At 69.6% G+C, this 13,865-nt stretch carries 13 protein-coding genes and 1 riboswitch; of the genes, 8 read left to right on the plus strand and 5 right to left on the minus strand.

Translation table 11 applies throughout. The features are described 5' to 3' along the window. Positions 1–18: 18 nt before the first annotated feature. Positions 19–753: a hypothetical protein gene (locus tag FFF93_RS15405; RefSeq protein WP_186372175.1), complete on the plus strand. Its 735-nt coding sequence runs from the start codon at positions 19–21 to the stop codon at positions 751–753. A 56-nt stretch (positions 754–809) separates the two neighbouring features. On the opposite strand, the gene FFF93_RS15410 is transcribed toward FFF93_RS15405, so the two are convergent. Then, on the minus strand, positions 810–1,409 hold the full coding sequence (locus FFF93_RS15410) for a phosphoribosylanthranilate isomerase (protein ID WP_138768143.1): 600 nt from the start codon (positions 1,407–1,409) through the stop codon (positions 810–812). 121 nt (positions 1,410–1,530) lie between these two features. Between FFF93_RS15410 and FFF93_RS15415 the strand changes: the two genes are divergently transcribed. The 5 genes from FFF93_RS15415 (at position 1,531) to FFF93_RS15435 (ending at position 4,844) form a co-directional block, all read left to right on the plus strand. Continuing rightward, positions 1,531–2,133 carry a HutD family protein gene (locus tag FFF93_RS15415; protein WP_138768142.1) on the plus strand — a complete coding sequence of 201 codons (603 nt, stop codon included), beginning with the start codon at positions 1,531–1,533 and terminating at the stop codon, positions 2,131–2,133. 83 nt (positions 2,134–2,216) lie between these two features. Next, a riboswitch (guanidine-III (ykkC-III) riboswitch) is annotated at positions 2,217–2,283 on the plus strand. A 9-nt stretch (positions 2,284–2,292) separates the two neighbouring features. Next, on the plus strand, positions 2,293–2,616 hold the full coding sequence (locus FFF93_RS15420) for a multidrug efflux SMR transporter (protein WP_138768141.1): 324 nt from the start codon (positions 2,293–2,295) through the stop codon (positions 2,614–2,616). Positions 2,617–2,618: 2 nt separating this feature from the next. Next, on the plus strand, positions 2,619–3,011 hold the full coding sequence (locus FFF93_RS15425; RefSeq protein WP_261375455.1) for a multidrug efflux SMR transporter: 393 nt from the start codon (positions 2,619–2,621) through the stop codon (positions 3,009–3,011). Positions 3,012–3,161: 150 nt separating this feature from the next. Beyond that, positions 3,162–4,172 (plus strand): aldo/keto reductase, encoded by a 1,011-nt coding sequence (locus tag FFF93_RS15430; protein WP_138768140.1) that lies wholly within the window; start codon positions 3,162–3,164, stop codon positions 4,170–4,172. A 21-nt stretch (positions 4,173–4,193) separates the two neighbouring features. Beyond that, positions 4,194–4,844: an MBL fold metallo-hydrolase gene (locus FFF93_RS15435; RefSeq protein ID WP_138768139.1), complete on the plus strand. Its 651-nt coding sequence runs from the start codon at positions 4,194–4,196 to the stop codon at positions 4,842–4,844. Positions 4,845–4,939: 95 nt separating this feature from the next. Here the strand turns inward: FFF93_RS15435 and FFF93_RS15440 are convergent, their stop codons facing one another. The 3 genes from FFF93_RS15440 to FFF93_RS15450 form a co-directional block, all read right to left on the minus strand. Next, the gene (locus FFF93_RS15440) at positions 4,940–6,808 is read right to left on the minus strand and encodes a DEAD/DEAH box helicase (RefSeq protein ID WP_138768138.1); all 1,869 of its coding nucleotides are present in this window, start codon (positions 6,806–6,808) and stop codon (positions 4,940–4,942) included. A 326-nt stretch (positions 6,809–7,134) separates the two neighbouring features. Then, entirely contained in the window at positions 7,135–8,571 is a 1,437-nt protein-coding gene (locus tag FFF93_RS15445; protein WP_138768137.1) for an MFS transporter, read from the minus strand. Between the two features lie 78 nt (positions 8,572–8,649). Then, complete coding sequence (locus tag FFF93_RS15450; RefSeq protein WP_138768136.1) at positions 8,650–9,681, minus strand: Lrp/AsnC family transcriptional regulator; 1,032 nt, start codon at positions 9,679–9,681, stop codon at positions 8,650–8,652. Between the two features lie 152 nt (positions 9,682–9,833). On the opposite strand from FFF93_RS15450, the gene FFF93_RS15455 reads away from it, so the two are divergent. Together FFF93_RS15455 and FFF93_RS15460 are read left to right on the plus strand one after the other, a co-directional pair. Then, positions 9,834–11,096, plus strand: coding sequence for a M20 family metallopeptidase (locus tag FFF93_RS15455; protein ID WP_138768135.1), 1,263 nt, complete (start codon positions 9,834–9,836; stop codon positions 11,094–11,096). 17 nt (positions 11,097–11,113) lie between these two features. Continuing rightward, entirely contained in the window at positions 11,114–12,403 is a 1,290-nt protein-coding gene (locus FFF93_RS15460) for an MFS transporter (RefSeq protein ID WP_138768134.1), read from the plus strand. A 91-nt stretch (positions 12,404–12,494) separates the two neighbouring features. Here the strand turns inward: FFF93_RS15460 and FFF93_RS15465 are convergent, their stop codons facing one another. Further along, positions 12,495–13,811: an MFS transporter gene (locus FFF93_RS15465; protein ID WP_138768133.1), complete on the minus strand. Its 1,317-nt coding sequence runs from the start codon at positions 13,809–13,811 to the stop codon at positions 12,495–12,497. Between the last annotated feature and the right edge of the window lie 54 nt (positions 13,812–13,865).

Raw genomic sequence — 13,865 nt, forward strand, 5'->3', positions numbered from 1 at the left:
ATCCTGAGAGTTGATCAAATGAGAACACTAAAAGCACTCGGCACGATTGGAACCACCGGCCTGCTCGTCACCGGCATGCTCTTCGGTACGGCGCAGGCGAGCTCCGCGGCAACCTGCCGGTCCGGCACCGCCGTGCCCACGAACAGCTTCCCCGGCACCGTCGCCGTCGCCACGAATTTTGAATCCGGCAGCCTCTCCCCGCTCATTCCGACGGTGTCCGGCACCGGGACGGCGGCCGTCACGAGCCCGCTGGCCAAGACGGGGACGTGCTCAGCCAAACTCCACGTCACCACCGATTCGGGGTCACTGGCAAACCTCTCCACCCCGACCCTGGCTTCCGGAACCAAGACTGTGTACGCGGACGGCTGGTTCGACATCACCACGGCCGGGGTGTCCGGCAACGACGTGCCGTACTTCCGTGTGTTCTCCGGAAGCACCCGGGTGGCCGATGTGTACCGCTACAACAGCAATGGCCAGCTGTGGCTTCGGGTGACCGCGCCGAACGGGACGTTTGTCTACACGAAGCTGATCTCCGGCAGCATCACCCTCAACGCCTGGCACCGTGTCCAGATGCGGGTCACCAGCAACGGCACCAAGTCCACCATCCAGGTCTGGTTTGACGGCGTGCTGAAGTACTCCAGCAGTGCGGTAAGCATGGCCGGCACCGGGCTGAGCAAGGTCCAGATGGGGGCCGAGCACAACCGCCAGATGGGCGATTGCTACATCGACAACGTCGTTATCAAACGCTCCTAGTTGCAGCGCGCCCGCAGCGGCGGCCGGGTAGCTCCCCGGCCGCCGCTGCGTTGTGGTCAGCCGCCTTTGGCTGCCTCAATGAACTCCCTGATTTTGGAGAGATCTTTGACCCCCCGGGATTGTTCGACGCCGGAGGAGACGTCCACTCCCCACGCGTCTGCCGCCGCGGCGGCCCGGGCCACGTTGGCCGGGTCGAGGCCACCGGCCAACAGCCACTTCCGGCCGGCCAGCCCCAGGTCCCGGACCGATGCGTAATCCCAGGCTTCGCCGGATCCGGGAACGGCCGCATCGATGAGCAGCAGCTCCTCACCCCAGTCGGCAAACGCTTCCGGAGCGGCGGCCATGGTGACGGCGCGGATGACTTTCAGGCCCGCACCGTGCACCGTCCGGACATCCTCCGGAGTGCGTTCGCCGTGCAGCTGCACCCATTCCAACCCGGCTGCCCGCGCCACCTCGACGGCGTCGGCCGCCGCTTCGTGCCGGAAAACCCCGACCGCGGCGAGCCCGGCCGGCGCCCCGCCGAGGAGCTCCCTGACACGTTCCGGTGCCACCTGCCGGGGACTGGGGGTCAGCACGAAGCCGACCGCATCCGCCCCGGCGTCGACCGCTGCCCGCACCGATTCGGCGGTGCTGAGGCCGCATACTTTGACGAACATCGCGGATCCCTTCGTAGCCTTCTGTGCTTTGACGTTAGCAAGCCCGCGCGGGCCGCGCCGAGGTTACGCCGGCCGAGGCTACGCTGACGGGGCCGGCACGGCCGGCGGCTAGGCTGGGGCCATGCAGATCATCCGCTATGCCGAGCTCAAACCCCGCCCCTGGCGCAACGGCGGCGGGGTAACCCGCGAAGTGGCCCGCTTCCCGGAGGCCGGAGGGCAGGGCGCGGCGGACGGAAGCTGGGACTGGCGGGTGAGCATCGCGGAGATGTCCAAGGCGGGCGACTTCTCGGCGTTTCCGGGCATGGACCGCGTCCTGACCGTGGTCGAGGGCGAGCTGTTGCTGTTGAGCGTCGACGGCGCCGAGCACCCGCTGGAGAAGTACCGGCCGTTCCGGTTCTCCGGCGACGCCGCCGCGGCCGGTGCCCTGCCGACGGGCGAGGTCCGCGACTTGAACGTCATCACGCGCCGTGGGGCCTTCAAGGGCTACACGTCCATCATCGAGCTCTCAAAGAAACGGGCGCATCCGGTGTTCGACGGCCAGCTGGGCATCCTGCTGCAAGGCACGGCCGCGGTCACGCCGGGAGCTGCAGATGGGATCGCGGCCGGCGCCGAGCCCCGGACGCTGGACCGCTATGACGCCGTCGTGGGTTCGGACAGCGCCTCCCCCGAGATCCTTGGCCGCGGTTTCCTGGCCGTTGTGTCGATCGACCCCGCCGCCGACTAACCCTTCCGGCCGCTGCCCCCTGAGCCGCGGCCGGGGTCGCGCGGGAAGTTCGTCCCTCCACCCCTGCGTTGCTACGCTGGAAATCAAGGCCGCCCTTCCGCGGCCTCCGGACGACGGTCCAGTACCCGGCACGCGACAAGACTGGCCACAGGAGCCGTCATGTCGTGGTTGATTCTCATCTTGTCCGGCTCGCTGGAAGCCGTCTGGGCTGCAGCCCTGCACCGGACCTCGCGGGCCACGGGCCGCCGCCGGATTCCGCCGGCCGCCCTCTTCCTCGTATCCGTCCTGGCCAGCACCGGCGGACTCGCCATCGCCATGCAGTCCATTCCGACCGGCACCGCCTACGCCGTCTGGGTGGGCGTCGGCGTGGTGCTGACCTCTGCCTACGCCATGGCCACCAAAGTTGAGCCTGCGACCGCCGGGCGGATTCTGCTGCTCGGCGGGATCGTGGCGTGCGTGGCCGGCCTGAAGCTGGTGGCGTGACCGTGGCCGCGAACCGGAGGCCGGATCCGGCGGCCAAGGCACCCGCGGCGACGCTGGCCTGGCTCATCCTGCTGGCCTCGGCGGTCTTGGAGGGTGTCTGGGCCACGGCGCTCGGCCAGTCCGACGGCTTCACCGAGCCGCTGCCCACGGCCGTGTTCGCCGTGGCGGCAACCCTGAGCCTGGCGGGACTCGGCCTCGCCGTCAGGCGCATCCCGCTAGGCACCGCCTACGCCGTCTGGGTGGGGATCGGCGCAGCCCTGACGGTCGGCTGGGCGATGGCGACCGGCGTCGAGCCCGCCAGCCCGCTGAAACTGCTGTTTATCGCCGGGATCGTCGGCTGCGCGGCCGGGCTGAAGCTGCAGCCGCCCTCCCCCGCGGATTCTCCCCACGTCTGAAGCACTACGACGGCGTGTCCCCGCGGCGCGCCGTCGTCCAGGCCCGGCAGCGGGCAAAGGCGGGGAGAAACTGGCGCCCAGGCCCGGAATAGCCGCGCGGCCGCCGGAGTTCTTGGCAGGGACGGCACCATCAGTGACAGGAGACCAAAGATGACTTCAGCAACAATCCAGCTCGGTGACGGCCTGAGCGTCAGCCCGCTGGGGTTCGGCGGCATGGCCCTGACCCCGGTCTACGGCGAAGTGGATCCGGCCGAAGCCCTGGCCACCCTGCACCATGCAGTGGACGCTGGCGTGAGCTTCATCGACACGGCGGACATCTACGGCGGCGGCAGCAACGAGGAGCTGATCGCCCGGTTGCTCAAGGACCGCCGCGGCGAGGTGCAACTAGCCACCAAGTTCGGCCTCGTGGGAACCCCGTCGACCGGCTACTCGGACATCCGCGGCGACACCGCCTACGTAAAGCAGGCCGTCGACCGCAGCCTGCAGCGCCTGGGCACCGACACCATCGACCTGTACTACATGCACCGCCGCGACCTCCGCGTTCCGATTGTGGAAACCGTGGAGGCCATGGCGGGGCTGGTGCAGGCCGGAAAGGTGCGGCATCTGGGCTTGTCCGAGGTGACGGCCGAGGAACTGCGGGAGGCCAACAGCGTCCACCCGATCGCCGCGGTCCAGAGCGAATGGTCCATCTGGAGTCGCGACGTGGAACGCAACATCGTCCCTGCCGCGGCCGAACTTGGCGTTGGTTTTGTGCCGTACTCGCCGCTTGGCCGGGGATTCCTCACCGGTACCGTGGACGCCTCGAAGCTGGGCAGCAACGACTTCCGCCGCAACATCCCGCGCTTCGCCGACGCCGCACTGGACGCCAACCAGGCCGTGGTGGCCGCGGTCCAGTCCGTCGCCGCCGAGCTCAGCAGCCCCGGACAGACCGCGACGCCGGCCCAGGTGGCACTGGCCTGGCTGCTTGCGCAGGGCCGGAAGCTCGGGCTGCCCGTGGTCCCGATCCCCGGCACGCGCAAGGCGGACCGGATCGACGAGAACCTTGGCGCCCTGGCCCTGGTGCTGACCCCGGCGCACCTTGAACAGCTCGACGCCGCCGCGGACGCCGCCGTCGGTTCCCGCTCCGCGGACCCCAACTGGGTGTCCCAGGGCCGTGAATAGCGAATCTGTAGACTGCAGCCCATGGACTCGCTTATTCACTCGTTACGTGACATCACCATCCGCCGGATTTCGGTCAGCGAGATGGACAACAACGTGTACCTGCTCACGGCCAAGGCCTCCGGCGCGCAGCTCCTGATCGATGCGGCCGATGATCTTGCCGCCATCCAGGGTCTGCTCGCCGACGCCGCCGCGGACACCGAGGCGACGCCGAAGCTGGCGCTGATCGCCACGACGCACCAACACTGGGACCACGTCCGCGCGCTGCCCGGCCTGGTGAAAGCAACCGGGGCGAAGACGGCGGCCGGGACGGATGACGCCGCCGAACTGCCGGTGAAGGTGGATGTCCTGCTGGATCACGGCGACGTCGGCAACTTCGACGGCTTCGACGTGACGGCGGTGCACCTGCGAGGCCACACCCCCGGCTCGGTGGCTTTCGTGTACCAGGACCCGGCGGGCCCGGCACACATCTTCTCCGGCGACTCGTTGTTCCCCGGAGGGGTGGGCAACACCCAGAAGGATGCGGCCCGGTTTGCCCAGCTGATCACCGATGTCACCGAGCGGCTGTTCGACGTGTACCCGGATGACACCGTGGTGCACCCCGGCCACGGCAAGCCCACCACCCTGGGTGCGGAACGCCCGCATCTGGAAGAGTGGCGCGCCCGCGGCTGGTAAGCCCGAGCTTTTCGCGGCGCTTTCAGACGGGCGCCACGCTTTCGGACGGCCGCTACGGGGATCCCCGTAGCGGCCGTCCGTTTGCGTAGCGCTGGCTAGCGGCTGCGGCGTTCGTTCGACGCCGGTGCCGACGCGCGGCGGGGGCCGCCGCTGCGTGCCGGACGGCCTTCGCCGGAGCGGCCGTTGCCGCCGCCCGCGTAGGATCCGCCCGAGGTGCCGCCGGTGTTGGAGGACCAGACGGCCGCGGAGCCGCCGGACTTGGCGACGGCAGCGGCGCGCTGGCCGGTTGCGGGGCGTCCGCCACGCTGTCCACCGGTCGAGGCGCCCGTGCGGGGTGCGCCGCCGCGGGGAGCGGAACCGCGGGAGTCGCTGCGGCCCTCGGCAGCGCGTCCATCCGAACCACGACCGGCCGAGGCGCGGCCGCCGGCGGCGGGAACATCGTTGTGGTGCGCGTAGGCGGTGGTGCGGCCACGGCCCCGGGCGTTCCGGCGTTCGGCGCGCTCGGCGTCGGCCCGGTCCTGGTTCTTTTCCGCGACACGCTCGGCCGCGTTGCGGGCAGCGGCCTGGCCTTCATAGGCCACGGCGCGGCGCTCGGCGCGGGGAAGATCCGTGCGGGGTGCTTCGGCGGAGACGCGTCCGCGTCCGCCACGGCCGCCACGGCCACCCGCGGTGGGTGCAGCCTGGGTAGTGCGGCGGGCGCGCTTGCGCTCGGCGTTGGCACCGGTGGACGTGCCCCCTCCCTGCTGCTTGGCCTTGGTGGCCAGCAGCGCGGCGCGGGTGCGCGGATCGATCTTATCGGCCATCTCGCCGACCAGCTCGGCAACCAGCGGGGAGTTGGCGGTGACGCGCTCGAAGTTGACCTCGACGCCGGCAGCCTTCATCAGCTTCTTGACGTCGGACTGCTGCTCCGGCAGGGTCAGCGTGACCACGGTGCCGTCGGAACCGGCGCGGGCGGTACGGCCCGAGCGGTGCAGGTACGCCTTGTGCTCCGTGGGCGGATCCACGTGGATGACCAGCTCGACGTCGTCGACGTGGACGCCGCGGGCGGCGACGTCGGTGGCTACCAGCACGCGGACGTCGCCGGAGGAGAACTCGGCGAGGTTGCGGTCACGGGCGTTCTGCGAGAGGTTGCCGTGCAGATCGACCGCGGGGATGCCGGCGTCGGTCAGGGTCTTGGCCAGCTTGCGGGCGTGGTGCTTGGTGCGCATGAAGAGCACCCGGCGGCCGGCGCCCGAGGCGAGCTCAACGATCAGCTGCTTCTTGACGGTCTGGTCGTTGACGACCAGGACGTGGTGCTCCATGGTGGTGACCGCAGCCTGTGATTCGTCCACGGCGTGGGTCAGCGGGTTGGAGAGGTAGCGCTGCACGATCTTGTCCACGCCGTTGTCCAGGGTGGCGGAGAAGAGCAGCCGCTGGCCCTGGCTGGGGGTCATGTCCATGAGCTTCTTGACCACCGGGAGGAAGCCGAGGTCGGCCATGTGGTCTGCCTCGTCCAGGACGGTGATCTCGACGGCTTCGAGAGTCAGGATGCGCTGGCGGATCAGGTCCTCCAGGCGGCCCGGGCAGGCGATGACAATGTCGACGCCGGAGCGCAGCGCCTTTTCCTGGCGGGCCTGGGAGATGCCGCCGAAAATGACGGTGGTGGTCAGGCCCATGGCCTTGGCCATCGGCTCGATGGTCGCGTTGATCTGGGTGGCCAGCTCGCGGGTCGGTGCAAGGACCAGGCCCATGGGGCGGCCGGGCTTGCGGAAGTGCGCGGCTTCCCGCTCAGCGAGTCGGGCGACCAGCGGGATGGCGAAAGCAATGGTCTTGCCGGAGCCGGTCCGGCCGCGGCCCAGGACGTCGCGTCCGGCCAGGGTGTCCGGGAGGGTCTTGACCTGGATGGGGAACGGTTCAACGATCCCCTGGGCGGTGAGGGTGTCGGCGAGGACCTTGGGCGTGCCGAGGGCAGCAAAAGTAGTCATGTGTTTCAAAGGTCTTTCAGGCGGTATCCATACGGATATCGGCCCCCGGCGCCGGTTGGACCAGGGGTTCGCCGAAGAAAAGTCAGGTGATCAACCGGGCCGCTTGCGAGCTTTCGCAGGCCGCCGGGACCAAATAGAACGCGTTCATCGACGCAGGATGTGCCTCTCACATGAAAAAGTCCCACTGCCTGCGTGCGGATTCCCGAGGGAATCCGGCAGGGATCCGACTGATGGACCGAAGCCGGTCAACCGAATCCAAAGTGGGCATCACTGCACATCAAGTTCCCCCAGTCTAGCATCTGCGCGCGCCCTCCCGTTTCGGCCGCCTATGCCTGCCCTCCTCCGGACACCCGCGGCGCGACCGCCACGCCGGCGAGGCCGAGGACTGTGGTGAGCGCGAAGACCCCGGCGAACGGGGCGGCGCCGGTGCCGCCCGCCCCCGCTGCCGTCGCCGTCGCGAAGGCAGCGAAGACGATCCCTGTGGCCGCCAGCGCCAGGGCCCCGCCCAGCGAGTCGGAGATGGACATGGCGGAGCTGTTGAAGCCCTCGGTGTCCTTCGTGGACAACGCCAGCGTCATCACGCTCAGCCGCGGGTACATCAAGCCCATCCCGCCGCCGGCAAAGATCCAGCCGGTGATCGCGACGGCGGCCGGCCAGGCCAGGAGCGTGGTTGCCAGCGCCAGCACGACGGCGCCAAGGACCATCGCCGAGCCGAAGCGGATCGCCCGTCGGTGCTCCAGCCGGGCCCCGAGACGGCCTTGGACCGCGGAGGCCGCGGCCCAGGCAAGGGCCCCGCCGGTGAGGGTCAGCCCGGCGAAGGTGGGCGAGAAGACGTAGCGCTCCACGAGCAGGTACGGCAGGTACACCTCCGCGCCGAAGAACGCGGCCGAGGCGAGTCCGCGGGAAAGGATGACGGCGGGCAGTCCGCGGCGGGCCGACAGCGTCCCGCGGGGCACGAGGGGCCGGACGGCCACCAGAGCCACCACGACGGCGGCCGCCGCCAGTACCCCGCCGGCCGCCGGGAGCTCCACGGACAGGTTCAAGCCCAGCACGGCGAGCGCCGCCAGTGCAGCCCAGGCCAGCCGGCCGAAATCCCAGGGTTTGGCGGCCGCGGCGCTGGCCGCCGGGACGTCACCCTCGTCACCGCCGGACAGTCCGCGCAGGGCCGGGACGATCATTAGCAGCGCCGGGACCACCAGCCCCACGACGCCGAGGAAGACCCAGTGCCAGCTGAGCCATTGGGCCACCAACCCGGCCGCAAAGGGACCCACCAGCGAAGGAACCACCCACGCGGCGGCGAAGGCCGCGAAGATTTTCGGATGCAGCACCGGCGGATACACCCGGGCCACCACCACATAGAGCGCCACCGTCACGGCGCCACCGCCCAGTCCCTGGACCAGCCTGCCGGCCAGGAGAGCGGCCATGGTCCCCGCCGATCCGGCGATCAGCAAGCCCAGGACGAACAGTGCCACGGAAGCGTAGAGCGGACCCACCGGCCCGCGCCGGTCCGACCAGTTCCCGGCCGCGACCATCCCGATGACGCCGGTCGCCAGCGGCCCGGCGAAGGCAAGTGCGTAGAGGCTGGCGCCGTCGAGTTCGCGGCTGACCAGCGGCATGATGGTGGTCACCGCCAGCGATTCGAAGGCCGCCAGGAACACCAGGGCCAGGGCGCCGAGAGTGACCAGCAGGTAGCGGCGGTGGAAAATGCCGGCACCTTCCGGTTCGGGATCTCCACGCCGTGGGGGCGGGTCTGTTCTGGCCACGTGCCACAGCCTACAAGAGGGGCTCGCGTCCTGCGACGGCGGGCCTGGCAGGACCGTTCGCCGCCCTTACCGGGATGTTCATTCGGCCGCCCCGATGCCTTCGGCCGGAACCACGACGGCGCCGCTGGCCCTGGAGTCCGGGTTCAGCATCCAGCCCACGCGCTTCACCGTGCTCAGCATGACAACGCTTTCCACCAGCACGATCCCCGGCACCTTCTGCTGCAGCGCCAACTCGATGCTCATCACGTCCGCCAGGGACTGCAGCCACATGACGATCACGAAGTTGGTGGGCCCCGTGGTGGAGGCGCTCAGCCGCACGTTCCGCATTGTCTTCAGTTCGGCGGCCGCTTCCTCGTGCCGGCCCGCCGGCACGTTGACAAACCACTGGCAGGTCACCGGGAACGCCGAAAACCGCTGGGCGACCTCGCAGCGGAAGGACAGGATTCCGCTCGCGAGCACCCGGTTGAGCTGCCGCTGGACCGTGGCCGGATGCCGGCCCAGCCCGCGGGCAATCTCCGCCGCCGTCGCACGACCGTCCTTGGCCAGGTACGGGAGGAGCGCCAGGTGGCTGGCGGGCAGGTCCTCCCTGGCGGCAGCCGGGACGCCTCCGGTGGCCTCGGGTCCGGCCATGGCCTTGACCGCGGCCTGCTGTGCGCGGCTCAGCACGTTGAGCCGCCAGGATCCGCCGCTGGCGTGCAGCCTGGTGCACAATGCTGTCTGGTATTTGAGCAAGCCGTCGGTCTCCTTCAGCCGCTGGATCACCTTCGTGTTGAACTCGTCCAGGGAGGAGGTGATGACGGTCAGCATCAGGTCCCGGTTGCTGGCGGCCTCCTCGACCGTGATGATTTCCGCCATCCCGGCGAGCCGGGCGGTGACCTCCTCGCGCCGGTTCATTTCGCAGTCCACGGCGACGAACGCCAGGCACATCTGGTGCGGGTCGCCGATCAGGTGGGCGGTGATCCAGGAAACGCCGGAGGCCCGCAGCCGCTCCCAGCGGGCCGCGAGGGTGGTGGCGTGAACACCCAGAACCTCCGCGGCATCTGCCCAGCTCAGGCGCGGGGCAATCTGCAGGACGTTGATCAGGGCGAGGTCCTCCTCGCTGAGTTCCATGATTTCCCCTTCATTGCTGCATGAAACCTGCAGCAAGTGGTTCTTTTTGCATATTTTCAGGCCTTTCCGGCCTTGTGAGTCAGCTCACTTCAGAATAGACGCAAGTCCACCTCAGGCCGAACCCCGGCCACACCCACCACAAAGGAGACCACGTGCCGATCACCGCAGACGCCAGGGAGATGCAGCCGGACCTTGCCCGGCTCCGCCACGAGCTGCACCGGGAGCCCGAGATCGGCCTGACGCTGCCGCGCACCCAAGAGAAGGTGCTCAGGGCCCTGGACGGGCTCGGCTACGAGATCACGCTCGGTCAGGACACGACGTCGGTCACCGCGGTGCTGCGCGGCCAGGCTTCCGGCACGGGCACCCGCCCCGCCGTGCTCCTGCGCGCGGACATGGACGGCCTCCCGGTGCAGGAAAAGACCGGCGTGGACTACACCTCCAGGATCGACGGCGCCATGCACGCCTGCGGCCACGACCTGCACACGGCCATGCTCACCGGTGCCGCGACCCTGCTGGCCGAACGCCGGCACCGGCTGGACGGCGACGTCGTGCTGATGTTCCAGCCCGGCGAGGAGGGCTTCGACGGCGCCAGCCACATGATCCGCGAAGGCGTGCTGGACGCCGCCGGCCGCCGTGTGGACGCGGCCTACGGCATGCACGTCTTTTCCGCCCTGGAACCGCACGGCACCTTCTGCACCAAGCCGGGCGTCATGCTCAGCTCCTCCGACGGGCTGACCGTCACCGTACTCGGCGCCGGCGGCCACGGCTCGGCCCCCCATTCAGCCAAGGACCCGGTCACGGCCGCGGCCGAAATGGTCACCGCCCTCCAGGTCATGGTGACCCGCCAGTTCAACATGTTCGACCCCGTCGTCCTGTCCGTGGGCGTCCTCCAGGCCGGCACCAAGCGCAACATCATCCCGGAAACGGCCCGCATCGAGGCCACCATCAGGACCTTCTCCGAGCAGTCCCGGCAGAAAATGATGGAGACCGTGCCGCGCCTGCTGAAGGGCATCGCGGCGGCGCACGGCCTCGACGTCGACGTCGACTACCAGCAGGAGTACCCCCTCACGATCACCGACGAGGACGAAACGCGGACCGCGGAGAACGTCATTGAGGGCCTGTTCGGCGATTCCCGGCTCGCCCGCTGGGCCACCCCGCTGAGCGGCTCCGAGGACTTCTCGAGGGTTCTCGCCGAGGTCCCCGGCACGTTCATCGGCCTCAGCGCCGTCCCCCGGGACGCCGACCACGCCACCTCCGCGTTCAACCACTCGCCGTACGCAACGTTCGACGACGGTGTGCTGGCCGACGGCGCCGCACTCTTCGCGGAGCTCGCCATTTCCCGGCTGACCGCGCTTGCGGCAGCCAACGCCCCCGCCCCGGCCACGGCCACGGCCGCCGCCTCAACCCTTTCCTAGCCCTAAGGGAGAAGACCATGACAGCAACCGCGTCCATGCCGACGGCAACCCGGACCTCCACCCGCAAGACGCTCATCGGCACCGGCATCGGCAACGCCGTCGAATGGTACGACTGGGCCATCTACGCCACGTTCACGCCATTCATCGCCAGCCAGCTCTTCAGCAAGGCCGATCCCGCGTCGGCGGTGCTGTCCACGCTGGCGATTTTCGCCGTCGGGTTCGTGGCCCGTCCCTTCGGCGGCTTCCTGTTCGGCTGGATCGGTGACCGGATCGGCCGGAAGGCGTCGATGACCCTGGCCGTGGGTCTCGCGTCCGCGGGCAGCCTGATGATCGGCATCGCCCCGACCTTCGCGGCGGTCGGCGCCTGGGCCTCGCTGATGCTGCTGGTGGCGCGCCTGGTCCAGGGCCTGGCTCACGGCGGCGAGCTCCCGTCGTCGCAGACGTACCTCTCCGAGATGGCGCCAAGGGACCACCGCGGCTACTGGGCCACCCTGATCTATACCTCGGGCACGGTGGGAATCCTGTTCGGAACGCTGCTTGGCGCCGTGCTTAACATGGCCCTGAGCACAGAGGTGATGAATGCGTGGGGCTGGCGCATCCCGTTCCTGGTCGGCGCTGCCATGGGCCTGTACGCCCTGATCATGCGGTCGCGGCTGCACGAATCGGACGTCTTTGCGGGCGAGGCAGCCGCCGAAAAGCGCGCGCCGATCTGGCCGCAGATTGTCCGCCACCGCAAGCAGGCCCTGCAGGTGATCGGTCTGACGGTCGGCCTCACTGTCATCTACTACATCTGGGGCGTCGTGGCCCCCAGCTACGCCACGACTGCCCTGAAGATCGACCGCGGCGAAGCGTTGTGGGCAGGCGTGATCGGCAACATCGTGTTCATCGCGGCGCTGCCCTTCTGGGGCAAGCTGTCCGACCGGATTGGCCGCAAGAAGGTCCTCTGGTCCGGTGCGATTGGCGCAGGCATCATGCACTTTCCGATGACCGCCCTGCTCAAGGATTCCGCCTGGCAACTGGCCGTCAGTATGTCCGTCATGCTGATCTTCATAGCGGCCAGCGCTGCGATCGTCCCGGCCGTCTACGCCGAGCTCTTCCCGACGAGCATCCGCACCGTGGGCGTCGGAGTGCCGTACTCCATCTGCGTGGCCCTGTTCGGCGGCACCGCGCCGTACCTCCAGCAGTGGCTCGGCACGAGCCTGCAGCTGCCGCAGCTGTTCAACGTGTACGCGGTCCTGCTGCTCGCCGTCTCCGCGGTCTTCGTCTTCACCATCCCGGAAACGAAGGGTAAGGACCTCACGCTCTGATCTGGTGCGCCCCGAACCCGGTTGCGCTATCAGTTGTGGCTGTTCTGGCGGCTCAGAACAGCCACAACTGATAGCGCATCGTTTTGGCCGGTCACCCGCCGACGAAACGGGCCTTGCCCGCCCGGAAGCCGAACACGGCAGCCAGGGAGCCGACCACCAGGAAGAGGACCCCGGCCGCGGCGAAGGATCCCGTGGCTTGGTGCAGCTGTCCGACCAGCAGGGTTCCGGCCGACCCGACACCGTAGCCCACCCCCTGCATCATGCCCGACAGGTGGGCGGCGGTGTGGCCGTCGCGGGTGCGCAGCATGATCATGGTCAGGGCCACCGCGGTCAGACTGCCCTGCCCCAGGCCCAGCAGCCCTGTCCAGAGCCAGACCAGGTCCAGGGGGCCGAAGATGCTCAAGGCGAACCCGCCGCCGGTCATCAGCGCCACCACTGTGTTAATGGCGCGCTGGTCCCGGAGCCGGGCGGCGAGGGCGGGGGCAAACAGGGATCCGAGCATCTGCAGCACGATCGAGGCGGACACGATCAGGCCGGCCGTGCCGCCGTCGACCCCGCGCTCGCGCAGGATCGGCGCCAGCCAGGCGAAGACGCTGAAGGACATCATCGACTGGAACACCATGAACCCGGTCACCTGCCAGGCCACCGCTGAGCGCCAAACGTTGATCCCACTGGCCGCGGTCTGGTGCCGTCCGTGGCGCTGGGCCGCCGCCAAGGGCAGGAACAGCAGCAGCACGACGCCGGCGGGCAGCGCCCAGAACCACAGCGCCGCCGTCCACTGGCCGCTCGCGCTGAACAGCGGATAGGTGAAGCCGGCGCCGAGGGCCGCGGAAGCACAGATCGCGGTGGTGTAGAGCCCGCCCATCAGGCCGAGTCGATGCGGGAAGTCGCGCTTCACGAGGCCGGGAAGCAGGACGTTGCAGAGCGAGATGGCGGCGCCGCAGGCCGCCGTGCCGGCCAGGAGCGCGGGCAGGTGGCCGACGCCGGGTACGTCCAGGGGGCGCAGCAGCAGGCCTGCGGTCAGCACGGCCGTAGCTCCGAGCAGCACCCGTTCGGCCCCGAACTGGCGGGCCAGCCGCGGCGCGAGCGGGGCGAACATTCCAAGCAGGGTCACCGGCGCCGTGTTCAGCGCGGCGACGGCCCAGCCGGGCAGGCCGACGTCGGCCGTCACCTCCGGAAGGACCGCGGCGAAACTGGAGAAGACAGTGCGCAGGTTCAGCCCGATCAGCACCAGGCAGACGCCAAGATAGGCCAGCGTGCGGCGGCCGCCGACGACGGTCGGCTCCGCGGCGGGAACGTCGTCGATCTCGGCGTCCACCAGGGGATCCAGCCGCTGGTGCCGGTGGCCGCCGGCGGCGCTGCGGGCGGTGGAGCCCTGGGAGTTTTTCGATGCAGTCACGGACGCCATTCTGGCAGGCTCCGTGCCGCCTGCCGTTTCAACGGCGATACTGGCGGTGGTCCC

It is taken from the genome of Arthrobacter sp. KBS0702 (assembly GCF_005937985.2).
Lineage (GTDB): Bacteria > Actinomycetota > Actinomycetes > Actinomycetales > Micrococcaceae > Arthrobacter.